The 22,256-nt window shown below is 73.9% G+C and carries 18 protein-coding genes; 13 read left to right on the plus strand and 5 right to left on the minus strand.

Annotated elements, in window-relative coordinates:
* Positions 1-32 precede the first annotated feature (32 nt).
* From ABZ312_RS28195 to ABZ312_RS28210, 4 genes are all read left to right on the plus strand, one after another.
* A complete protein-coding gene (locus ABZ312_RS28195; protein WP_500439032.1) occupies positions 33-2,267 on the plus strand; it encodes a molybdopterin oxidoreductase family protein in 2,235 nt (744 codons plus the stop codon).
* Between the two features lie 88 nt (positions 2,268-2,355).
* Positions 2,356-3,750 carry an aldehyde dehydrogenase family protein gene (locus ABZ312_RS28200; protein ID WP_500328454.1) on the plus strand — a complete coding sequence of 465 codons (1,395 nt, stop codon included), beginning with the start codon at positions 2,356-2,358 and terminating at the stop codon, positions 3,748-3,750.
* A 17-nt stretch (positions 3,751-3,767) separates the two neighbouring features.
* Positions 3,768-4,850, plus strand: coding sequence for a zinc-binding dehydrogenase (locus ABZ312_RS28205; protein ID WP_500328452.1), 1,083 nt, complete (start codon positions 3,768-3,770; stop codon positions 4,848-4,850).
* Positions 4,851-5,528: 678 nt separating this feature from the next.
* Complete coding sequence (locus ABZ312_RS28210) at positions 5,529-5,834, plus strand: hypothetical protein (RefSeq protein ID WP_500328450.1); 306 nt, start codon at positions 5,529-5,531, stop codon at positions 5,832-5,834.
* 3 nt (positions 5,835-5,837) lie between these two features.
* Here the strand turns inward: ABZ312_RS28210 and ABZ312_RS28215 are convergent, their stop codons facing one another.
* Positions 5,838-6,494, minus strand: coding sequence for a TetR/AcrR family transcriptional regulator (locus tag ABZ312_RS28215; RefSeq protein ID WP_500328448.1), 657 nt, complete (start codon positions 6,492-6,494; stop codon positions 5,838-5,840).
* Positions 6,495-6,562: 68 nt separating this feature from the next.
* On the opposite strand from ABZ312_RS28215, the gene ABZ312_RS28220 reads away from it, so the two are divergent.
* Together ABZ312_RS28220 and ABZ312_RS28225 are read left to right on the plus strand one after the other, a co-directional pair.
* Positions 6,563-7,714, plus strand: coding sequence for an acyl-CoA dehydrogenase family protein (locus ABZ312_RS28220; protein ID WP_500328446.1), 1,152 nt, complete (start codon positions 6,563-6,565; stop codon positions 7,712-7,714).
* Between the two features lie 71 nt (positions 7,715-7,785).
* Positions 7,786-8,418 (plus strand): TetR/AcrR family transcriptional regulator, encoded by a 633-nt coding sequence (locus tag ABZ312_RS28225; RefSeq protein WP_500328444.1) that lies wholly within the window; start codon positions 7,786-7,788, stop codon positions 8,416-8,418.
* Here the strand turns inward: ABZ312_RS28225 and ABZ312_RS28230 are convergent.
* Complete coding sequence (locus ABZ312_RS28230; protein ID WP_499511013.1) at positions 8,409-8,870, minus strand: MaoC family dehydratase; 462 nt, start codon at positions 8,868-8,870, stop codon at positions 8,409-8,411. The two genes, ABZ312_RS28225 and ABZ312_RS28230, sit on opposite strands and share 10 nt — an antisense overlap.
* 126 nt (positions 8,871-8,996) lie before the next feature.
* On the opposite strand from ABZ312_RS28230, the gene ABZ312_RS28235 reads away from it, so the two are divergent.
* Positions 8,997-10,334, plus strand: a complete 1,338-nt coding sequence (locus ABZ312_RS28235) for a glycosyltransferase 87 family protein (RefSeq protein WP_500328442.1) — start codon at positions 8,997-8,999, stop codon at positions 10,332-10,334.
* Between the two features lie 9 nt (positions 10,335-10,343).
* Positions 10,344-10,889: a redox-sensitive transcriptional activator SoxR gene (gene soxR / locus ABZ312_RS28240; RefSeq protein WP_500439033.1), complete on the plus strand. Its 546-nt coding sequence runs from the start codon at positions 10,344-10,346 to the stop codon at positions 10,887-10,889.
* Here soxR and ABZ312_RS28245 read toward each other — a convergent pair.
* A complete protein-coding gene (locus ABZ312_RS28245; RefSeq protein ID WP_500328439.1) occupies positions 10,822-12,267 on the minus strand; it encodes an amidase in 1,446 nt (481 codons plus the stop codon). The two genes, soxR and ABZ312_RS28245, sit on opposite strands and share 68 nt — an antisense overlap.
* A 638-nt stretch (positions 12,268-12,905) precedes the next feature.
* The gene (locus ABZ312_RS28250; RefSeq protein WP_499511009.1) at positions 12,906-13,505 is read right to left on the minus strand and encodes a hypothetical protein; all 600 of its coding nucleotides are present in this window, start codon (positions 13,503-13,505) and stop codon (positions 12,906-12,908) included.
* Between the two features lie 190 nt (positions 13,506-13,695).
* Between ABZ312_RS28250 and ABZ312_RS28255 the strand changes: the two genes are divergently transcribed.
* A complete protein-coding gene (locus tag ABZ312_RS28255; protein ID WP_500439034.1) occupies positions 13,696-16,443 on the plus strand; it encodes a penicillin acylase family protein in 2,748 nt (915 codons plus the stop codon).
* 53 nt (positions 16,444-16,496) lie between these two features.
* On the opposite strand, the gene ABZ312_RS28260 is transcribed toward ABZ312_RS28255, so the two are convergent.
* Entirely contained in the window at positions 16,497-17,801 is a 1,305-nt protein-coding gene (locus ABZ312_RS28260; RefSeq protein ID WP_500439046.1) for a lipase family protein, read from the minus strand.
* 181 nt (positions 17,802-17,982) lie between these two features.
* On the opposite strand from ABZ312_RS28260, the gene ABZ312_RS28265 reads away from it, so the two are divergent.
* Genes ABZ312_RS28265 through ABZ312_RS28280 form a run of 4 tightly spaced genes read left to right on the plus strand, consistent with a single transcriptional unit; the run spans position 17,983 to position 22,075 of the window.
* Entirely contained in the window at positions 17,983-18,750 is a 768-nt protein-coding gene (locus tag ABZ312_RS28265; RefSeq protein WP_500328436.1) for an SDR family oxidoreductase, read from the plus strand.
* Positions 18,747-20,402 carry a long-chain-fatty-acid--CoA ligase gene (locus tag ABZ312_RS28270; RefSeq protein WP_500328434.1) on the plus strand — a complete coding sequence of 552 codons (1,656 nt, stop codon included), beginning with the start codon at positions 18,747-18,749 and terminating at the stop codon, positions 20,400-20,402. Before ABZ312_RS28265 ends, ABZ312_RS28270 begins: the two co-directional genes overlap by 4 nt.
* Before the next feature lie 56 nt (positions 20,403-20,458).
* Entirely contained in the window at positions 20,459-21,067 is a 609-nt protein-coding gene (locus ABZ312_RS28275; RefSeq protein ID WP_499511005.1) for a TetR/AcrR family transcriptional regulator, read from the plus strand.
* Positions 21,068-21,088: 21 nt separating this feature from the next.
* Positions 21,089-22,075: an NADPH:quinone oxidoreductase family protein gene (locus ABZ312_RS28280; RefSeq protein ID WP_500439035.1), complete on the plus strand. Its 987-nt coding sequence runs from the start codon at positions 21,089-21,091 to the stop codon at positions 22,073-22,075.
* Positions 22,076-22,256: the final 181 nt, after the last annotated feature.

Consider the following 22,256-nt stretch of genomic DNA (forward strand, 5'->3'; position numbering starts at 1 on the left):
CACGAGGAAGCGTCCTTGCCCCGGGAGGCCCGATGGCCAGCAGTCGTACCGCCCTGCGTATCTGTCCGCTGTGCGAGGCCACGTGCGGACTGACCCTGACCATCGACGCGGACCGGGTCACCGGCGCCCGCGGCGACCGCGACGACGTCTTCAGCGCGGGCTTCATCTGCCCCAAGGGCGCCTCCTTCGGCGAGGTCGACGGCGACCCCGACCGGCTGACCCGCCCGCTCGTGCGCCGCGACGGCGTGCTCACCGAGGCCACCTGGGCCGAGGCGTACGCGGCCGTCGACGAGGGCTTCGCCCGCGTCCGCGCGACCCACGGCACCGCGGCGACCGGCGTCTACCTGGGCAACCCCAACGTGCACACCATCGCCGGCGGCCTCTACCCGCCGACGGTCATCCGTGCCCTCGGCACCCGCGCGCTGTTCTCCGCCAGCACCCTGGACCAGATGCCCAAGCAGGCCGCGTGCGGCCACCTCTACGGGGACGCGCTCGCCGTCCCCGTGCCCGACCTGGACCGCACCGACCACCTGGTCGTCATCGGCGGCAACCCCCTGGTGTCCAACGGCAGCCTCGCCACCGCCGCCGACTTCCCCGGCAAGCTCAAGGCGCTGCGCCGCCGCGGCGGCAGACTCACCGTCATCGACCCCAAGCGCACCCGCACCGCCGAACGCGCCGACCTCCACATCGCCCCGCGCCCCGGCACCGACGCCGCGCTGCTCTTCGCCGTCGTCCACGTGCTGTTCGAGGAGGGGCTCACCGGCCTCGGCCACCTCGAAGGCCACGTCACCGGCGTCGACGAGGTCCGCGCACTGGCCCGCGACTTCACCCCCGAGGCGGTCGCCCCGTACTGCGACGTCCCCGCCGAGCTCATCCGCTCCCTCGCCCGCGACCTGGCCGCCGCCCCCAGCGCCGCCGTCTACGGACGCCTGGGCAGCACCGCCGTACGCTTCGGCACCCTCGCCAGCTGGCTGATCGACGTCCTCAACATCCTGACCGGCAACCTCGACCGCCCCGGCGGTGCGATGTTCCCGTTGCCGGCCACGGCACGCGCCCCGCGCCCGGCCGGCCCCGGCCGGGGATTCACCACCGGCCGCTGGCGCAGCCGGGTCTCCGGCCACCCGGAGGTCGCCTCCGAACTGCCCGCCGCCGCACTCGCCGAGGAGATCGACACCCCCGGCGACGGGCAACTGCGCGCCCTGGTCACCATCGCGGGCAACCCCGTGCTGTCCGCCCCCGACGGGGCCCGCCTCGACCGGGCCCTGGCGGGGCTGGACTTCATGGTCAGCGTCGACCCGTACCTCAACGAGACCACCCGCCACGCGGACGCCGTCCTGCCGCCGCCCCCGCCGTCGCGCAGCGCCCACTACGACTTCGCGTTCGGCAACTTCTCCGTGCGCAACAACGCCCGCTACAGCCCGCCCGCGATCCCCCTGGAGGACGGCAGGCCCGGGGAGCCGGAGATCCTGGCCCGGCTCGCCCTCCTCCTCGGCGGCTTCGGCCCGGAGGCCGACCCCGCGCTCGTCGACGAGCAGGCCGTCACCCGCCGCCTGGCCAAGGAGACCGCCGACCCGCACTCCGCGGTCCACGGCCGCGACCCCGCCGAACTGGCCGCCGTGCTCACCGGAGGCACCGGCTACGAGCGGCGGCTCGACATGATGCTGCGGCTCGGCCCGTACGGCGACGGCTTCGGCGCCGACCCCGACGGCCTCACCCTGCGCAGCCTCCTCGACCGGCCGCACGGCATCGACCTCGGCCCGCTGCGCCCCCGCGTCCCCGAGGTGCTGCGCACCGTCTCCGGCACGATCGAACTGGCGCCCGCGCCGCTCACCGCCGACGTGCCCCGGCTGCTGGCGGCGGTCACCGGCAGGTCCGGGGACGGGCTGGTCCTCATCGGCCGCCGCCACCTGCGCTCCAACAACAGCTGGATGCACAACGTGCCCGCGCTCACCGGCGGGAGCAACCGCTGCACCCTCCAGGTGCACCCCGAGGACGCCACCCGCCTCGGCCTCACCGACGCGGCGCCCGCCCGCATCAAGGGCGACGGCGGCGAGATCGAGGCCCCGGTCGAGATCACGGACGCGGTGCGGCCCGGCGTGGTGAGCCTGCCGCACGGCTGGGGCCACGACCGCGCGGGCACCCGGCTGACGGTCGCGTCCCGTGAACCGGGCGCCAACCTCAACCAGTTGCTCGACGGCACCCTGCTCGACCCGCTGTCGGGCACGGCCGTCCTCAACGGATTCCCCGTCCACGTCGCCCCGGCGTGACCCACCGCACGGGGTGCCGCCCTGGAAACGGAAAACTATCGGCGCTAGTTTGGGCGGGTCACGGCAGGTCCGCCCGGGAGGACAAGGGATGAAGCCGCACGACGGGATGTACATCGACGGCGAATGGCGGCCCGCCGCCGGCACGGAGACGATCGACGTCGTCAACCCCGCCGACGAGCAGGTGTTCGCCACCGTGCCCGCGGGCACCGCCGCCGACGTCGACGCGGCGGTCAGCGCCGCCCGGGCCGCGTTCCCCGGCTGGGCCGCCACGCCGCCCGCCGAACGGGCCGCCCGGATCGCCGCGCTGCGCGACACCCTCGCAGCGCGCCGCGACGAGATCGCCGAGACCGTCACCGCCGAACTGGGCGCGCCGCTGCCGTTCAGCCAGGCGGTCCACGCGGGGCTCCCGGTCGCGGTCGCCGGCTCGTACGCCGAACTCGCCGCCGGCCACGCCTTCGAGGAGCGGATCGGCAACTCCACCGTCCTCCACGAGCCCGTCGGAGTGGTCGGCGCGATCACCCCCTGGAACTACCCGCTCCACCAGATCGTCGCCAAGGTCGCCCCCGCGCTCGCCGCCGGCTGCACGGTCGTCCTCAAGCCCGCCGAGGACACCCCGCTGGTCGCCCAGCTCTTCGCCGAGGCCGTCCACGAAGCGGGCGTGCCCGCGGGCGTGTTCAACCTCGTCACGGGTCTCGGCCCGGTCGCCGGACAGGCCCTGGCCGCCCACGAAGGCGTCGACCTGGTCTCCTTCACCGGATCCACCGCCGTCGGCCGGCAGATCGCCGCGACCGCGGGCGCCGCCGTCAAGCGCGTCGCCCTGGAACTCGGCGGCAAGTCCGCCAACGTCATCCTCCCGGGCGCGGACCTCGCCAAGGCCGTCAACGTCGGCGTCGCCAACGTCATGTCCAACAGCGGCCAGACGTGCAGCGCCTGGACCCGGATGCTCGTCCACCGGGACCGGTACGAGGAGGCGGTGGCCCTCGCCGTGACGGCCGCCGCCAAGTACGTGCCCGGCGAGCGCATCGGCCCCGTCGTCAACGCCAAGCAGCACGAGCGCGTCCGCGGCTACATCGCCAAGGGCGTCGAGGAGGGCGCCCGCCTCGTGGCCGGCGGCACCGAGGCCCCCCGGGAGCGCGGCTACTGGGTCAGCCCCACCGTCTTCGCCGACGTCACCCCGGAGATGACGATCGCCCAGGAGGAGATCTTCGGCCCCGTCCTGTCGATCCTGGCGTACGAGGACGAGGAGGACGCGCTGCGCATCGCCAACGGCACCGTCTACGGCCTCGCCGGGGCGGTCTGGGCGGCCGACGAGGCGGCGGCCGTCGCCTTCGCCCGGCGCATGGACACCGGCCAGGTCGACATCAACGGCGGCCGCTTCAACCCGCTGGCCCCGTTCGGCGGGTACAAGCAGTCCGGTGTCGGGCGCGAGCTCGGCCCGCACGGCCTCACCGAATACCTCCAGACCAAGTCCCTCCAGTTCTGAGCGCAGGAGAAAACACCGTGGTCCGCGCCGCCGTACTGCCCGCCGTCAACGCGCCCCTGACCCTCGCCGAGATCGACCTGCCCGAACCCGGGCCGGGCCAGGTACGGGTCAGGCTCGCCGCGGCCGGGGTGTGCCACTCCGACCTGTCCCTGTCCAACGGGACGCTGCGGCAGCCCGTGCCCGCCGTCCTCGGGCACGAGGGCGCCGGCACGGTCGTCTCCGTGGGCGAGGGCGTCACGGGCGTGACGCCGGGCGACCCCGTCATCCTCAACTGGGCGCCCTCCTGCGGCGCCTGCCACTACTGCGGGCTCGGCGAGCCCTGGCTGTGCGCCGCCGCGGGCGCGGCGGCGGGCGTGCCCTACGCCAAGCTCGTGGGTGGCGGGGACGAGCTCTACCCGGGGCTCGGGACGGCCGCGTTCGCCGAGGAGACCGTGGTCCCGGCGGCCGCGGTGCTGCCCCTCCCGGACGGGGTGCCGCTCACCGAGGCCGCGCTCCTCGGGTGCGCCGTGCTCACCGGCTACGGGGCGGTCCACCACAGCGCCGGGGTGCGCCCCGGGGAGTCCGTCGCGGTCTTCGGTGTCGGGGGCGTCGGCCTCGCCGTCCTCCAGGCCGCCCGCATCGCGGGGGCGGGCGCCGTCGTGGCCGTCGACGTCTCCCCGGAGAAGGAGGCCCTGGCGCGGGCCGCGGGCGCCACGGAGTTCCTCCTCGCGGGGGAGGACGTCGCGAAGCGCATCCGCGCGCTGACCGACGGGCACGGGGCGGACGTCGCCATCGAGTGCGTGGGGCGCGGCGAGACGATCCGCTCCGCGTGGTCCTCGACGCGGCGCGGCGGGCGCACGACGGTGGTGGGCATCGGCGGGAAGGGGGACCTGGTCTCCTTCTCCGCGCTGGAGCTCTTCCACTTCGGGCGCACGCTCTCCGGGTGCGTGTACGGGAACAGCGACCCGGCGCGGGACCTGCCGGTGCTGGCGGAGCACGTGCGGGCGGGGCGGCTCGACCTGTCGGCGATGGTCACGGAGCGGATCGGGCTGGAGGGGATTCCGGGGGCGTTCTCGGCGATGCTTTCGGGGAGGGGCGGGCGGGCGCTGGTCGTCTTCTGACCGGTTCGTCGCCGTCCGTGGGTCGTTTGCGCCTGCGGCGGGCGTCCACCCGTCCGCCCGCCCTCCCCCAGCCTTCGGCCGGGGGGACCCCCATCCGGCGCGGTCAGTGACCGCCTCGCGCGGTCGTTGTGGGGTTGGTGCCGCGCCGGGGCACGCCCCCAGCCTTCGGCCGGGGGGGACCCCCATGTGGGCACCCCGCCACACCCCCTCCAGCCGTATGGGCGACTAACGGCCGGACGGGGTGAGAAGGCGGTCCGGGGTTGCCGCAAGTGCCCTACTGACCCCCCACCGGCCGTCAGTCGCCCCAACTCGTGGGAGGGGGTGTGGCGGGGTGCGCCCATGGGGGTCCCCCCGGCCGAAGGCTGGGGGAGACGAGCGGCGGACCCGGGCACCGAACGATGTCGGGCCAAACCGCGAGCGCTGAGGACGTGCGCCGGCGCGGCCCCGACCCCAGACGAACAGAGCGCCGGCCCGCACTGACCGCGCCGGGCAATCGGGAGGACGGGCGGGGGAGAAACCGCAACCGCAACCACAACTGCGCCGCACCCGCACATGGACGCCCCAACCGTGTCAAGCCACGAAATGAAGGGGCGTGACCGGGAGCGGGCACGCACCGCCTACTGGAGGGAGTCCAGATACGCGGGCCGCACAGGCGGCCCCCGCCCGAGGGGAACTCCCATGCCGCACAAGATCTTGACCCGCCGCTTCTTCGCGCTCGCCGCCGCCTCCGCCTTCGTGACGGGAGGCGCGCTGCTGCCCACGACCGCGTTCGCCGATGATTCCGGGTCGTACTCGACGCTCCTCCACACCGACGACATGAGCCAGGACGGTTCCGGCGGCTCGATCGGGTCCGACGGCTGGGACGGGGGTAACTGGGACCCGGGCCGCGGTGACCACGACGGGGACGGCTACGGCGGCGGCGTGGACACCGGCGACGACTGGCGCACGCATCCCGTCTGCTTCGCCGCCCCCTGCGAGCTGTGAGGCCTACTGGGCCTCGGGGGCCGGTGCCCGGTCGAGCGCAGCGAACTGCACCGCGAGGCCGTCGACGAGGGCGCGCAGGCCCGTCTCGAAGGCGCCCTCGTCCACCTGCGCCTGCCGCTGCGCGAGCAGGTGGGCCTGCCCGAGGTGCGGGTAGTCCGCCGGGTCGTACGCCGACGGGTCGTCGACGAACCCGCGCGCGAAGGACCCCAGCGCCGAGCCCGCCACGAAGTACCGCATGAGCGCGCCCACGCGGGTGGCGTGGGCCGGGGGCCAGCCGGCGGCGGTCATGCCGCCGAAGACCGCGTCGGCCATGCGCAGGCCCGCCGGACGGCGGCCCGGGCCCTGCGCGAGGAACGGGACGATCTGCGGGTGGGCGGCGAGCGCGGCGCGGTAGGAGCGGGCCCAGGCGACCAGGGCGTCGCGCCAGTCGCGGCCGTCGTCGAACATGGAGAGGTCGACCTCGCCGACGACCGCGTCGGCGACCGCGTCCAGGATCCCGTCCTTGGTCGTGAAGTGGTTGTAGAGGCTCGGCCCGCTGACGCCGAGCTCCGCCGCGAGACGGCGCGTGGAGACGGCCTGCAGTCCCTCCCCGTCCACGAGCGCGAGTGCCGTGGCGACGATGCGTTCTCGGCTGAGCAGGGGCTTGCGGGGGCGGGCCATGCGGCACATAGTAGAGGCTGCCGCCAGGAAACTAGCAGTGATAATTTAAAGCCGAACCGAGGTGCGCCGTGAATCTTGAGCTGTCCGAGGAGCAGGCCGCGGTCCGCGCGCTGGCCGCCGAGTTCGCCGAGCGCGAGATCGTGCCGCACGCGGCCGCGTGGGACCGGGCGGAGGGCGTGGACCGGGGCATCGTCAAGAAGCTGGGTGCCGTGGGCTTCCTCGGGCTGACCATCCCGGAGGAGTACGGCGGCTCGGGCGGCGACCACCTGGCGTACTGCCTGGTCACCGAGGAGCTGGGGCGCGGTGACTCGTCCGTGCGCGGGATCGTCTCCGTCTCGCTCGGGCTGGTGGCGAAGTCCGTCGCCCACTGGGGCACGGAGGAGCAGAAGCGGGCCTGGCTGCCCCGGCTGGCCTCCGGCGAGGCGGTGGGCTGCTTCGGGCTGACCGAGCCCGGCACCGGGTCGGACGCGGGCAGCCTGACCACGCGGGCCCGGCGCGAGGGCGGCGACTACGTGATCAACGGCGCCAAGATGTTCATCACGAACGGCACCTGGGCGGACGTGGTCCTGCTCTTCGCCCGCACCAACGACCTCCCCGGCCACAAGGGCGTCAGCGCCTTCCTCGTGCCCACCGGCACCCCCGGCCTCACCCGGCACGAGGTGCACGGGAAGCTGGGGCTGCGCGGCCAGGCCACGGCGGAGCTGGTGCTGGAGGACGTGCGCGTGCCGGCCTCGGCGATGCTCGGGCCCGAGGGGAAGGGCTTCTCGGTGGCGATGTCCGCCCTGGCCAAGGGCCGCATGTCGGTCGCCGCCGGGTGCGTGGGCATCGCGCAGGCGGCGCTGGACGCGGCCGTGGGCTACGCCAAGGACCGCGTGCAGTTCGGCAAGCCGATCGCCGCGCACCAGCTGGTGCAGGAACTGCTCGCGGACATCGCCCTGGACGTGGACGCGGCCCGGCTGCTGACCTGGCGGGTCGCCGACCTCATCGACCGGGGCCGGCCCTTCGCGGCGGAGTCGTCCAAGGCGAAGCTCTTCGCGAGCGAGGCGGCGGTGCGCTGTGCCAACAACGCGCTGCAGGTGTTCGGCGGCTACGGCTACATCGACGAGTACCCCGTGGGCAAGCTGCTGCGGGACGCCCGCGTGATGACCCTCTACGAGGGCACGAGCCAGATCCAGAAACTGCTGATCGGCCGGGAGCTGACGGGGATCGCGGCCTTCTGACGGGGTCGGCCGGCGCCGACCGACCGCTCGGTATCTAAGCGCTTGCTCAGCGTCCATGTAGGGTGTCCGCCATGGACGTGGAGGCGGAGCAGTCGGAGCGGACCGAGGCGTGGACCGGCATCACCCCTGATGCCGCCAGGCGGCTGGTGATCGCCGCGGTCGAGGCGTTCGCGGAGCGCGGCTACCACGCGACGACCACGCGCGACATCGCGGGCCGGGCCGGCATGAGCCCCGCGGCGCTCTACATCCACTACAAGACCAAGGAAGAGCTGCTCTACCAGATCAGCGTGGTCGGGCACCGGCTCTCCCTCGGGCTGCTCCAGGACGCCGCGGACGGCGCGGGCGGCCCCGCCGAACGGCTGGCCACGGCCGTGCGCTCCTTCGTCCGCTGGCACGCGGAGCACCACACCACCGGCCGCGTCGTGCAGTACGAGCTCGGCGCGCTCGGCCCCGAGCACTACACCGAGGTGGTGGAGCTGCGCCGGGAGAGCGAGGCCGCGGTCCGCTCGGTCATCCACGACGGCGTGCAGGCCGGGGACTTCGACGTGCCGGACGTCTCCGGGACCACCGTCGCGCTGCTGTCGCTCTGCATCGACGTGGCCCGCTGGTTCAACCCCGGCGGGCGCAGGACGCCGGACGAGATCGGCGCGCTGTACGCCGATCTCGCCCTGCGCATGGTCGGGTACGCGCCCCGTCAGAGGTAGAAGCGGACGACCGTCTCGGCCACGCACACCGGCTTGTCGCCGCCCTCCCGCTCCACGGTGATCGCCACGACGAGCTGGGCGCCGCCGGGGACCTCGCTCACCTCGGCGATCCGGCCGCCGGCCCGCAGCCGTGAGCCGACCGGCACGGGGGAGGGGAAACGGACCTTGTTCACGCCGTAGTTGACGCCCATCTTCACGCCCTCGACCCGCAGCAGCTCCGGGGTGAGGGACGGGATCAGCGACAGCGTCAGGTAGCCGTGCGCGATGGTGGTGCCGAAGGGGCCCTCGGCCGCCTTCTGCGGATCCACGTGGATCCACTGGTGGTCCCCGGTGGCGTCCGCGAACAGGTCGATCCGCTTCTGGTCGACCTCCAGCCAGCCGGTCGTCCCGAGGTCCTCCCCGATGGCGTCCTTCAGTTCGCCGACCGAGGTGAAGATCCTGGGCTGTCCCATGTCATGCCTCCCGTACTGTCCAAGCGCTTGCTCAGCATGGTCTCCGCGGAGGATCCGTGTCAACGCCCCGCACCCGGCGCGTATCAAGGGCCGTTCATCCGGTTTGTGACTATCTTTCATCTCCGTATGCCCCTGTTCGCGCCGGTGGAGGAGACGGAAGTGGCCGAGGCCCCCACGGAGACCAGCCCGTCCGACTGGCACCCGGTGGAGGTCCGAAGCGGCGGCGGCACCCCTTCCCCGGCGGCCGTCCGCACCGTCCTGCTGCGCCCCGCGACCTGGCCCCAGAGCTGGCTCGCCCTCGCCGTCTACTGGCTCGCCAGCCGGGTGGTCATGCTGGCCCTGCTGCGCAGCGGGCAGGGCGACATCGCCCGCGAGGTGCACTTCCTCTACCGCCACTGGAGCGAGGGCTTCGCGCACGGGACCTTCCCCGTGGGCGACGTGACCTGGCAGTACCCGCCCGGGGCCGCGCTGGTGATGCTCGCCCCGGCGCTGCTGCCCGGGCTCAGCTACCTGCAGGGCTTCGTCCTGCTGTCGCTCGCCGCCGACGCCGTCGTCCTGGTCCTCCTGCTGCGGGCCGGGACCGGCCGGCCCGGACGCAGCACGGCCGGTGCGTGGCTGTGGGCGCTCGCCCTGCCGCTGCTGATGCAGCTGCCCTACGCCCGGTACGACCTGATGGTCACCGTCGTCGCGGTCGGCGCGCTGCTCGCGCTGCCCGCGCGGCCGCGGCTCGGCGGCGCGCTCGCCGGACTCGCCGCCCTGATCAAGCTCTGGCCCGTGCTGACCGTGCTCGGCACCCCGCGCGGCCGGACCACCCGGCAGACCTGGACCGCGCTCGCCCTGTCCGCGGGCGGGCTGCTGCTGGTGCTGTGCACCGCGTTCCGCGGCGCCCTCGGCTTCCTGTCCGCACAGCACCACCGCGGGGTCGAGATCGAGTCCCTCGGCGGCACCTTCCTGCACGTCGCCGAGATGTTCGGCTGGCCGGGGCGCGTGGTCGCGCACTACGGGTCGCTGGAGTTCACCGGCCCGTACGTCGCCGAGATCACCACCGCCTCCCTGCTGCTCACCGGGGTCGCCCTGGTGTGGCTGCTGATGTGGCGCGTGAGGGCGGCCCGTTGGACCCCGGCCACTCCGTACGACGCGGCGCTCACCGCCGTGCTCCTGTTCACCGTCACCAGCCGGGTCATCAGCCCCCAGTACCTGGTCTGGCTGATCGGCCTCGGCGCGGTCTGCCTCACCGTGCGGCAGACCACCCAACGGCCGGTCGCCGCGCTGGTGCTGCTCGCCACCGCCGTCACCACGATCGACTACCCGCTGTTCTTCACGGACGTCACCGCCGCCACCTGGCAGGGCGCCGCCATCGTCGCGGTCCGCAACGCGCTGCTGGTCGCCGCCGCGCTCGTCTCCTGCGTACGGCTGTGGCGCACGAGTGTTCCGCACCGCAAGCGGCTCGCCGAGCTCCCGTAGAGTCGGCACGTGGCGAGGATCCCGGGCGAGCACCGCGAACTGACCGTCGGCCAGCTGAGCGGGCGCAGCGGGGCCGCCGTCTCCGCGCTGCACTACTACGAGGCCCAGGGCCTGATCCGCAGCCGCCGCACAGCCGGCAACCAGCGCCGCTATACCCGCGACACCCTGCGCCGCGTCGCCTTCATCCGGGCCTCGCAGCGGGTCGGCATGCCACTCGCCGCGATCCGCGAGGCGCTGGACGGCCTGCCCGAGGGCCGCACCCCGGACCGGGCCGACTGGGCCCGGCTCTCTGCGGGCTGGCGAGCCGAACTCGACGCCCGCATCGACCGGCTCACCGCCCTCCGGGACAGCCTCGACGACTGCATCGGCTGCGGCTGCCTCTCCCTGGACCGCTGCGCCCTGTCCAACCCCGGCGACACGCTCGGCGACCAGGGACCGGGCGCGCGGCGGCTGCTCGGTACGGAGCCGCCGCCGCGCCCCGCGCCCGCTACCAGATCGCGGGCCTGCGGCCGGCCCACGGACGGGCCGCCTCCAGCTGCGCCGACAGCGAGATGAGCGTCGCCTCGTCCCCGTAACGGCCGCCGAACATCACACCGATCGGCAGCCCCTCCTCCGTCCAGTGCAGCGGCACGTTCACGGCCGGCTGACCGGTCGCGTTGAAGATCGGGGTGAACGGCGTGTAGGCGGCCAGCCCCGCGAACTCCGCCGCCGGGTCGTCGTCGTCCCGCAGGCCCGCGCTCCCGACGAACGCCGGGGGCTGTGCCAGCGTCGGGGTCAGCACCAGGTCGTACGAGGACAGCAGCGCGTCCGCGATCAGCTGCCCCAGCGCCCGGAACGCGTACAGCGACGCCGCGAAGTCCGGGCCGCTCACCTTGCCGCCCTCGGCACGCAGGTGCCGCGTGAGCGGCATCAGCAGCTCCTCCTGCTCCGGCGCCACCGGGTAGACGGTGGCCATCACGCCCCACACCCGGGTGAAGGCGTGCAGGATCGCGTCGTCGACGGGCAGTTCGATCTCGTCCACCTGGTGGCCGAGCCCGCGCAGCAGTTCCGCGGTCCCCTCGTACGCGGCGCGGCAGTCCGGGTGCAGTTCGACCCCGGGCACGGGGGGCTGCGGCAGCCCCACCACGCGCAGCGTTCCCGGCTCACGGGTGACGTACGAGGAGAAGGACTCACCGGGCGGCAACGACGGCGCGCTGTACGGGTCGCCCGGCATCGGGCCCGCCAGGACGTCGAGCAGGGCCGCCGCGTCCGCGACCGTACGGGCTATCGGGCCGCTGCCGCTCAGACCGCTGACGTCGTGCTGCACCGGGCCCGCGCTCACCCTTCCGCGGCTGGGCTTGATGCCGAACAGGCCGCAGACGGAGGAGGGTATGCGGATCGAGCCGCCGCCGTCGCTGCCCTGCGCGACCGGCGCCAGCCCCGCGGCGACCGCGGCCGCCGCGCCGCCGCTGGAGCCGCCGGCGGACCGCTCCAGGTCCCACGGGGTGCGGGCGGGCGGGGCGAGCTTGTTCTCGGTGTAGCAGGGCAGCCCGAACTCCGGGGTGTTGGTCTTGCCCAGCAGGACCGTCCCGGCCGCGCGCAGCTTGGCGGCGACGTGGTCGTCGACGTCCGGCACGTGGTCGGCGTACGCCTGCGAGCCGAGCGTGCAGCGCACGCCGGCCACGAAGTTGAGGTCCTTGACCGGAACGGGGACGCCGTGCAGCGGCGACAGCTGCCCTTGGCGGTCCTCGCGGCGGGCCGCGAGCGCCTCCGACTCGGCGTCGGCGGCCTGCTTGCGGGCGATCTCCGGGGTCACGGTGATGAACGCCCCGAGGGTGTCGTTGTGCCGGTCGACGCGGTCCAGATAGTGCTCGGCGAGTTCCGTCGGGGAGACCTCCCCGGCCTTGATCGCCTTCCCCTGCTCCAGCGCCGTCAGATCGTGCAGCTCCGCCATGTGCCGGTCCCGTCCCGTCGCGCGAGGGTGTGCGTTGCCTGGGGTGGCATCGTCGCACCACGGCCGCGGGGGTGTCAGTAGCGCGGCGCGCGGTGCGCTTTGCGCTCCCGGGTGCGCTCTGTGGGGCCCGGTTGTCGTGTGCGGGTTGTCTCCGCCTGCGGCGGGCGGTTTCCCCGCCGCCCTCCCTCCCCCAGCCTTCGGCCGGGGCTGCCCCCAACTCCCCCGCCCCCTCCGTATCGCCGGGCGGCCAACGGCCGGTGGGGGGTCAGTGAGGGGTCCGGGGTTGCCGCAGGTGCCTACTGAACCCCCACCGGCCGTCATGCGCCCCAACCGGCATGAGGGGGTGTGGCGGGGTGCGCCCATGGGGGTTCCCCCGGCCGAAGGCTGGGGGAGACGAGCGGCGGACCCGGTGCCCAATACTGCAGGGGTAAACCGCGAGCGCTGAGGACGTGCGCCGGCGCGGCCCCGACCCAGGCACACGGTGGGCAGGCCCGCACTGACCGCGCAGGGCAATCGGGAGGGCGGGCGGGTGGATGCCCGCCGCAGGCGCAGCCGCCCGCAACCACAACGGCGCCGCACACGACAACCAGGCCCCACAGAACGCACCTCGGGTCGCAAGCCGGGCACCGCGCGCAGGCTCACCCCGTGGGGGCGAGCGCACCGCGCGCCTCCGCGAGCGCGGCCTCGCAGAGGACCGGGAGCGGGACCACGATCCCGCATCGCCCGCACACGGGCCCCGCCCCTGGGTAGTGGTTGAGCCCGTTCCGCCACCGCAGGTGCGACTCGCCGCAGACCGGGCACCCCGTACCGGGCCCCGCGTCGATCGCCGCGATGATGCGCCGCAGTACGTCGGCCAGCCGGTCGTCGGGGTGGACGCGGGGGTCCTCGCACCAGGCGACCCCGTTGCCGCCCCAGGTGCGCCGGTGCCAGTCGTCGAGCGCGCCGGGCTGCCGGATGCCGTAGAACTTCTCCTCCTTGCGGCGGGCCGCGAACTCCCCCTCGTAGGTGAGCCAGACCGCTCGCGCCTCCTCCAGTTCCGCGAGGGCCGTGACGAGCCGGACCGGGTCCGGCTCGCGGTCGTCGGGCGCGATCCCCGCGCCGGCGCACAGGTGGTCCCAGGTCGCGCGGTGCCCGTACGGCGCGAAGCGCTCGAGGCACCTGCGCAGGTAGGTGCGGCGCTGGGTGGGGGAGCGCCGGGGATCGCGCACCTGTCTGGCGAGGCTCCGGAATCCGGCCATGGTGTGTGCCACCTCCGTCGTCGGTGTCGCATCGCTGTCGAATGGACGTAACGGACGGCGTTCCGGATCCATCCCCGGGGCGGCGAGTTCCAGCCGGGATGGCGTAGCTCAAACGTGACGCATGTTCATCTTACCGGGGGGTCATATTTCGAAGTAACCTGCGTCACACCGCGCTTCGTGAGGAGTGGTCATGCGAGCCAGATTTGGCAGGTTCAGGACAAAAATCAGAACGACCGCCGCAGCGGCGGTCCTCGCCCTGGGTGCGAGCCTCGTCGCCCCGTTGCCCATGGCGGCGCACGCCGCCCCCGTCACCGACTACTGCCAGGGGCGGTGCTCGGACATCCTGCCGCCGGGTGAGAACGGCAACGCCACCCTCGCCCAGATCCTGCTCAACCAGATCTTCGGCACCCAGCCGGAGCACGCGGAGGACCAGCTCGGGCCGTACGCGAACCTGGCCGGCGGGTACCAGAACCTCACCGACGCCACGATCAACAACTTCTTCAACGACGCCTCCTTCGGCGTCCCGTCCGAGCAGGTCGCCTCGACGACCTCGCCCCGCAGCGACGTGACGATCACCCGGGACAAGAAGACCGGGGTGCCGCACATCTCCGGCACGACCCGGTACGGGACGGAGTTCGGGGCCGGGTACGCCGCGGCGCAGGACCGGCTCTGGCTGATGGACCTGTTCCGGCACGTGGGACGCGGCCAGCTGACCTCCTTCGCCGGCGGCGCCCCCGCGAACCAGGGGCTGGAGCAGGAGTTCTGGCGCGCCGCGCCGTACACCGAGGAGGACCTGCAGGCCCAGGTCGACTGGATCGCCACGCAGAACGGGGAGCGCGGCCGGCAGGCGCTGGCCGACGTCAACGCCTACGTCGACGGGATCAACGCCTACATCGCGGCCTCCGACAGCGGCCGCTACTTCCCCGGTGAGTACGTGCTGACCGGCCACAAGGACGCCATCACCAACGCCGGCACCATCGAGAGGTTCAAGTCCACCGACCTGATCGCCCTGGCGTCCGTGATCGGTGCGCTGTTCGGCACCGGAGGCGGTGGCGAGGTGACCAACGCCCTGTCCCTGCTGGCCGCCCAGCAGAAGTACGGGGTCACCGAGGGCACCAGGGTCTGGGAGTCCTTCCGCGAGCGCAACGACCCCGAGGCGGCCCTGACCGTGCACGACGGCCGGAGCTTCCCGTACGCCGTCCGGCCGGAGAACCCGCAGGGGAGGGCGCTGCCCGACGCCGGGAGCGTGACGGTCGAGCCGCTGGTCTACGACCGCACCGGCAGCGCGGGCACCGCGAAGGCGTCCGCGGCCTCGAAGAGCGCCACCACCACGGCCCTGTCCGCCAGCACCCGAGGCATGTCCAACGCGCTGCTGGTCAGCGGCGCGCACACCGCGAGCGGCCACCCGATCGCCGTCTTCGGCCCGCAGACCGGCTACTTCGCGCCACAGCTGCTGATGCTCCAGGAGATCCAGGGCCCCGGCATCAGCGCCCGCGGCGCCTCCTTCGCGGGGCTGAGCATGTACGTGGACCTGGGCCGTGGCCAGGACTACGCGTGGAGCGCGACCACCTCGGCCCAGGACATCACCGACACCTACACGGTGGAGCTCTGCCAGGACGACGTCCACTACCTCCACCGCGGCACCTGCACGGCCATGGAGAAGCTGGAGCGCAGCAACTCCTGGAAGCCGACGACCGCCGACGGCACCGCGGCCGGTTCCTACCGGATGCAGATCTACCGCACCGAGTACGGCCCGGTGACGCACCGTGCCACGATCGGCGGCAAGAAGGTCGCCTACGTGTCGCTGCGCAGCTCCTACATGCACGAGGCCGACTCGGTCGTCGGCTTCCAGATGCTCAACGACCCGGCCGCCGTCACCGACGCGGCCTCCTTCCAGCAGGCCGTCCAGCACATCAACTACACCTTCAACTGGTTCTACGCCGACTCCCGGCAGGCGGCCTACTTCAACAGCGGCGCCAATCCGGTGCGGGCCGCGGACGTCGACCCGACCTTCCCGGTCCTGGCCGAGCCCGCCTACGAGTGGCGCGGTTTCGACCCCGCCCACAACACCGCCGACTACACGCCCGCCTCGGAGCACCCGCAGTCCGTCGGCCAGGACTACTACGTCTCCTGGAACAACCGGCAGGCCAAGGACTACGACGCGGCCGGGTTCGGCAACGGCTCGGTGCACCGCGGCAACCTCCTGGACGACCGGGTGAAGAAGCTGGTCGCGGCAGGCGGGGTCACGCGGGCCCAGCTGACCAGGGCGATGGCCGACGCGGCCCTGACCGACCTGCGCGGCGAGGACGTGCTGCCCGACCTGCTCAAGGTGCTGCGCAGCGGCACGGTCTCCGACCCCGCGGTGTCCGCGGCCGTCACCAAGCTCTCCGACTGGGCGACCGCCGGCGCCAAGCGCCGGGAGACCTCGCCGGGTTCGCACGCCTACGCCAACGCCGACGCGGTGCGGATCATGGACGCGTGGTGGCCGCTGCTGGTCCAGGCCGAGTTCGAACCGGGCCTGGGGAGCGAGCTGTACGCGGCGCTGACCGCCAACCTCACCGTCGACGAGGCGCCCTCGGCCGGGCACGGCCCGACCGGGTCGCACGCCGGCAGCTCCTTCCAGTACGGCTGGTGGTCCTATGTCGACAAGGACATACGGACGGTGCTCGGCGAACCCGTGCAGGGCGGCCTGGCGCGCCCGTACTGCGGCGGCGGCGACCTCGCGGCCTGCCGGGACGTGCTGAGCGGCACCCTCAAGCAGGCCGCCGCCAGGACCGCTGCCCAGGTGTACCCGGGTGACGAGAACTGCTCGGCCGGCGACCAGTGGTGCGCCGACACGGTCATCCACCGCACCCTCGGCGGCATCAAGCACGGCAAGATCAGCTGGCAGAACCGCCCGACCTACCAGCAGGTCGTGGAGTTCCCCGCCCACCGCTGACCCGTCGTGCACGGCCCGCACGGCCCGCGCGGGCCGGCGCCCGGCCCACGGCCTCAGGCCAGGAGCCGGCCCGCGCGCAACACGATCCGCGCCAGCTCGGGGTGGCAGATGTCGCTGTGCGCCCCGGAGGGCGGCCCCCCTCGGCGCACCACGGCCGAGGCGTCCACGCTCACGCACCTGGCCCGGGGGAACGCCCCCCGCAGCGCCTCGGCCAGCGGCACGTCCATGGTGTCGTCGACCGCCTTGATGCCGTCGTGGCCCGTCGCGCCCCAGCGGTCGCCGAGGTCGGGCCCGAACCCCTGGTCGTCACCCGCCAGCCGGGAGGCGATCGGGTACATCGTGCCGAGCGCCGTGTCGTGGCGGGAGTAGCAGGACACCACCGGACCTGCCACCTTGAGCCGGGCGGCGCTCAACGCGCCGCCGTGGGCCCCGTCGTGGGGGAGCCGTGACGCGAACGCGTAGTGCGAGAAGGCGCCCTGGAGCAGGGTCACCGACTTCACGGCGCGTACCCCGTCGGGCAGTCCGCGCAGCGCGTAGGAGACCAGCCGGCCGCCGAAGCTGTGGCCGACCAGGTGGACGGAGAGCGAGGGGTGGGCCCGCGCGAGCCGGCCCAGGAGGGGGCCCAGTCCGCGCTCGCCCACCGTCCCGGCCCGCCGCTTCATCGCGTAGTACGTCGCCTGGCGCAGCATCTCCTTGGCGCCGTTCCACAGCCGGGTCCAGCCGCCGCCCGCCAGCGGCAGCCCGGTGCCGCCCTCCAGGGCCGCCGCGTACTCCTCGCAGGCGGCCACGGGGTCGCCGCACAGGACGGCCGGTTCGGCCCCCGGCGCCGCGTCGGAGGTGTCGTCCGCGCACAGCCCCGCCACGGCCTGCGGCGGCACCCCGGTCAGCTGCCGCACCAGGGCGGCGAACTCCGCGAACGGCTCCTCGCCGTCGGGGCGTTCCTCCAGCAGTTCGGCGATCCGGCGGATCTCGTCCTCGTGGCCGGGGAAGACCGCCACGAGCGCGTCACGGGTGGCCGCGTCGAGCGCCGGCTCGGGCCGCCGCGGTTCCGGGCCGGGCAGGAGGGCGTCGAAGTCGGGGATCGGCTCGTCGGAGAAGCGCATGGAGGGCCACAGCACGCCCGCGTAGCCGATGACCGTGCCGGGCCGGGCGCGGCCGGCGAGCAGTCCGGGGACGGGGGCGAGGAAACGGTCGTAGAGGCTGGTCGCGCCGGAGCGGTCGCTGTTCCAGCCGTGCGAGAAGACCAGCAGGTCGGTGAGGCCCTTCGCGCCGACGCCCGCGGTGAGCCGGTCGCGCTGTGCCCGGTCGGGATCGCCGTCCGCGTCGAAGGTCAGCTCCCAGTACGGCTCGACACTCATTTCCGGCATGACCGTCCCCCTGGCTCGCCCGGACCGATGCGGTCGCATCATCCCAATCCGGCGGGGATGCGGCCATACACCGCGCGAGGGGAATTCCGGCACCCGCGCGGCGCGCCCTTCCCAAGGTCTGACCGACCGCTTAGTATGCCGACGGGAGCCGTTCCGAGCCGAAGGAGACGCGATGGAAGCGCTGCGCGATGCCCGGGTGGTGGTCACCGGTGCCGGAGGCGGGATCGGGGCGGCGCTGGCCCGGAGATTCGCGGCGCACGGCGCGCGCGTCGTCGTCAACGACCTGGACGAGGACGCCGCCAAGACCGTCGCGGACGAGATCGGCGGCATCTGCGTCCCCGGCGACGCCTCGGCGGTCGTCGAGCCGGCCCGCGCGGCGCTCGGCGGGGGCATCGACGTGTTCTGCGCCAACGCCGGCATCGGCGCCATGGCCGGGGCCGAGGCCGACGACGCCGTCTGGGAACGGGTCTGGGACGTCAACGTCATGGCGCACGTGCGCGCCGCCCGCGCGCTGCTCCCGGAGTGGCTGGAGCGCGGCGAGGGCCGCTTCATCGCCACCGTCTCCGCCGCCGGGCTGCTGACGATGGTCGGCGACGCCCCCTACTCGGTCACCAAGCACGGCGCGCTCGCCTTCGCCGAGTGGCTCGCCGTCACCTACCGCCACCGGGGCGTGCGCGTCCACGCCGTCTGCCCGCAGGGGGTGCGCACCGACATGCTGCGCGCGGCAGGGCACGCCGGCGACCTCGTGCTCGCCCCCACCGCCATCGAGCCGGAGGACGTCGCCGAGGCCGTGTTCCAGGGCATCGCCGACGAGCGCTTCCTGATCCTGCCGCACCCCGAGGCGGGCGCCTACTACACCGCCCGCGCCGGGGACACCGACCGCTGGATCGACGGCATGAACCGGGTGCAGCGGAAGCTGGAGGAGGGCCGCGACGCGTGAGCCCGTACGACGGCAAGCCCTGGCTGCGGCACTTCGCCGAGGAGCTGCACACCCTCCCCGACCCGCCGGTCACCCTGCTGCACGCGTTCCGCGAGGTCGTCGCCCGCGTCCCCGGCCGCACCGCGCTCGCGTACTTCGACGGCCGGCTGACCTACCGCGCGCTCGACGAACTGTCCGATGGGCTCGCCCGGCGCCTGGCCGCCCGCGGCTTCGCGCGCGGCGACCGGCTGGCGATCGCCCTGCAGAACGTGCCGCAGTTCGCCGTCGCCCTGCTCGGCGCCTGGAAGGCCGGCGGTACGGTCGTGCCCGTCAACCCCATGTACAAGGAGCGTGAACTCGCCCACGTACTGGAGGACGCCGGGGTGACCGCCCTGGTCTGCTCCGACCGCGCCTGGGACACGCACGTCCGCCGGACCGCGGCCGGTTCACCGGTGCGGATCCCGCTGACGACCAGTGAACTCGACCTGCAGACCCGGAACGACGCGCGCGTCCTGCCGGAGCGGCGCACACCGGCGGACGACGCGGAGGACCTGCTCGCCGCCGCCCGCGCGGGCACCGCAGGACCGGCGCTGCCCGACCCCGGCCTGACCGCCGGCGACATCGCGCTGATCAGTTACACCTCGGGCACCAGCGGCGTCCCCAAGGGCGCGATGAACACCCACGGCAACATCAGCTACAACGCCGACCGGCAGCGCGCGCACAGCGTCCTGCCCGACGGCGCCACGCTCTTCGCGCTCGCCCCGCTGTTCCACATCACCGGCATGGTCTGCCAGCTGGCCGCCGGCCTCGCCGCGGGCTCCACCGTGGCACTGGCCCATCGCTTCGAGCCGGGCGTCGTCCTCGACGCGCTGCGCGAGCACCGTCCGGCGTACATGGTCGGCCCCTCCACCGCCTACATGGCGCTCATGGCCCGGCCCGACGCCACCGCCGAGGACTTCTCCTCCTTCCACCTGCTCTACTCCGGCGGCGCCCCTGTGCCGCCCGCGCTGGTCGCCGCCTTCCGCGACCGCTTCGGCCACTACCTGCGCAACGGATACGGCCTCACCGAGTGCACCGCGCCCTGCGCCAGCGTCCCGGCCGGTCTGGAGGCCCCGGTCGACCCGGTCTCCGGGACGCTCTCGGTCGGCGTCCCCGGCCCCGGCACGCTGGTGCGCATCGTCGACGACAAGGGCGCCGACGTGCCCTTCGGCGAGCACGGGGAGATCGCCGTCCGCGGGCCCATGGTCGTACCGGGCTACTGGAACCGGCCCGAGGCCTCGCAGGAGGCCCTGCCCGGCGGCGAGCTGCGCACCGGCGACATCGGCTTCATGGACGAGGAGGGCTGGCTCTACGTCGTCGACCGCAAGAAGGACATGATCAACGCGTCCGGCTTCAAGGTGTGGCCGCGCGAGGTCGAGGACGTCCTGTACACGCACCCCGCCGTGCGCGAGGCGGCCGTGGTCGGGGTCCCCGACGCCTACCGGGGCGAGTCGGTGAAGGCCTTCGTCAGCCTCCGGCCGGGGGCCGCGGCGGACCCGGCCGAGCTGATCGGGTACTGCAGGGAGCACCTCGCGGCGTACAAGTACCCCCGCGAGATCGAGGTCCTGCCCGAGCTGCCCAAGACGTCGAGCGGCAAGATCCTCCGCAGGGAGCTGCGCGCACGGCGGGATTGAGTCACATACCGGTCGGTATGCTGTCCGGGCGCACCGGTACGGAGAGAGGGCAGGCCATGGCACGGAGCACCACCCCACCCAAGGCGACCACGACCGCGGTACCCCAGCGGCTGCTCGCCGAGGCCACCCGCCTCTTCGCCGAGCGCGGATACGACCGGACGTCGGTGCAGGAGATCGTCGAGGCGGCCGGCGTCACCAAGGGCGCGCTCTACCACTACTTCGGCAGCAAGGACGACCTCCTGCACGAGATCTACGGGCGCGTGCTGCGGCTGCAGATGCAGCGCCTGGAGGCGATCGCCGGCAAGGAGACGGCTCCGGTGGCGGAACGCCTGGTCGAGGCCGCCGCCGACGTCGTCGTCACCAGCATCGGCAACCTCGACGACACCAAGATCTTCTTCCGGTCGATGCACCAGCTCAGCCCGGAGAAGCAGAAGGCGGTGCGGGCCGACCGCCGCCGCTACCACGAGAAGTTCCGCGCACTGGTCGAGGAGGGGCAGCGCGAGGGCGTATTCCGGCAGGAGGTCCGGCCGGATCTCGTCGTCGACTTCTTCTTCGGCGCCGTGCACCACCTCGGCACCTGGTACCGGGAGGACGGGCCGCTCTCCGCCGACCAGGTCGCCGCCGACTTCGCAGACATGCTGCTGCACTCCGTGCGGCAGCCCTGAACCGAACCGGGAGCAGACCGCATGAAGGCATGGCGAGTGCACGAGAACGGGGAGCCGCGCGCGGCGATGCGCCTGGACGAGGTCCCCGACCCGCAGCCGGGCCCCGGTGAACTGCTCCTGAAGGTCCGCGCGGCCAACGTCAACTTCCCCGACGCGCTGCTCTGCCGCGGGCACTACCAGGTGCGGCCGCCGCTGCCGTTCACCCCGGGCGTCGAGTTCTGCGGTGAGGTCGTCGCGACCGGCGAGGGGGTCACCGGGCACGTCGCCGGCGACCGGGTCATCGCCCCGGCGGCGCTGCCCGGCGGTGCCTTCGCCGAACTCGCCGTCGTCCCCGCCGCGAGCGTGCTGCCCGCGCCCCCCGCGCTGGACGACGCCGAGGCCGCCGCCCTCCACATCGGTTACCAGACCGGCTGGTTCGGGCTGCACCGGCGGGCGGGGCTCCGGGCCGGCGAGACCCTGCTCGTGCACGCAGCGGCGGGCGGTGTCGGCAGCGCCGCCGTCCAGCTCGGCAAGGCGGCGGGCGCCACGGTGATCGGCGTGGTCGGCGGGCCCGAGAAGGCCAAGGCCGCCCGCGAACTGGGCGCCGACGTCGTCGTGGACCGGACCTGCGAGGACTTCGTGGCCGTCGTCAAGGAGGCCACCGGCGGACGCGGCGCCGACGTCGTGTACGACCCGGTGGGCGGCGAGGCCTACACCCGGTCCACCAAGTGCATCGCCTTCGAGGGCCGCATCCTGGTCGTGGGCTTCACCAGTGGCACGATCCCCAGCCCCGGCCTCAACCACGCGCTGGTCAAGAACTACTCCATCGTCGGCCTGCACTGGGGCCTGTACAACGCCCACGACCCCGCCGCCGTGCGCGGCTGCCACGACGAGCTCACCCGTCTCGCCGCCGAGGGCGCGATCAAGCCCCTCGTCAGCGAGCGCGTCGCCCTGGAGGGTGCCGCGGACGCCGTCCAGCGGGTCGCCGACGGCACGACGACCGGCCGCGTGGTGGTCCTGCCCGGCTGATCGCGCAGCGCGGAGCCGGAGCGCCGTGGCCGGGTGCCGTCGCGGCAGCCGTGCCCCCGCTCGCCGAAGCGGTCGCCGAGCGGTGCGCCCAGGGGTTCGGACGTCACACGACGCGGGCCGGCGCGCGGACGGACCGAGGTGGAGGATCGGCCCCGGGGGCGTGCCGCCCGCGCGTTCGGCG

This window comes from Streptomyces sp. NPDC006207 (genome assembly GCF_040613835.1).
Classification (GTDB): Bacteria; Actinomycetota; Actinomycetes; order Streptomycetales; family Streptomycetaceae; genus Actinacidiphila.

Excerpts from the sequence above, each read along its gene's own strand:
- ABZ312_RS28195 (WP_500439032.1), top strand. The coding sequence starts at position 33 with ATGGCCAGCAGTCGTACCGCCCTGCGTATCTGTCCGCTGTGCGAGGCC.
- ABZ312_RS28200 (WP_500328454.1), top strand. The coding sequence starts at position 2,356 with ATGAAGCCGCACGACGGGATGTACATCGACGGCGAATGGCGGCCCGCC.
- ABZ312_RS28210 (WP_500328450.1), top strand. The coding sequence starts at position 5,529 with ATGCCGCACAAGATCTTGACCCGCCGCTTCTTCGCGCTCGCCGCCGCC.
- ABZ312_RS28215 (WP_500328448.1), bottom strand. The coding sequence starts at position 6,494 with ATGGCCCGCCCCCGCAAGCCCCTGCTCAGCCGAGAACGCATCGTCGCC.
- ABZ312_RS28225 (WP_500328444.1), top strand. The coding sequence starts at position 7,786 with ATGGACGTGGAGGCGGAGCAGTCGGAGCGGACCGAGGCGTGGACCGGC.
- ABZ312_RS28230 (WP_499511013.1), bottom strand. The coding sequence starts at position 8,870 with ATGGGACAGCCCAGGATCTTCACCTCGGTCGGCGAACTGAAGGACGCC.
- ABZ312_RS28235 (WP_500328442.1), top strand. The coding sequence starts at position 8,997 with ATGCCCCTGTTCGCGCCGGTGGAGGAGACGGAAGTGGCCGAGGCCCCC.
- ABZ312_RS28245 (WP_500328439.1), bottom strand. The coding sequence starts at position 12,267 with ATGGCGGAGCTGCACGATCTGACGGCGCTGGAGCAGGGGAAGGCGATC.
- ABZ312_RS28250 (WP_499511009.1), bottom strand. The coding sequence starts at position 13,505 with ATGGCCGGATTCCGGAGCCTCGCCAGACAGGTGCGCGATCCCCGGCGC.
- ABZ312_RS28255 (WP_500439034.1), top strand. The coding sequence starts at position 13,696 with ATGCGAGCCAGATTTGGCAGGTTCAGGACAAAAATCAGAACGACCGCC.
- ABZ312_RS28260 (WP_500439046.1), bottom strand. The coding sequence starts at position 17,801 with ATGAGTGTCGAGCCGTACTGGGAGCTGACCTTCGACGCGGACGGCGAT.
- ABZ312_RS28265 (WP_500328436.1), top strand. The coding sequence starts at position 17,983 with ATGGAAGCGCTGCGCGATGCCCGGGTGGTGGTCACCGGTGCCGGAGGC.
- ABZ312_RS28275 (WP_499511005.1), top strand. The coding sequence starts at position 20,459 with ATGGCACGGAGCACCACCCCACCCAAGGCGACCACGACCGCGGTACCC.
- ABZ312_RS28280 (WP_500439035.1), top strand. The coding sequence starts at position 21,089 with ATGAAGGCATGGCGAGTGCACGAGAACGGGGAGCCGCGCGCGGCGATG.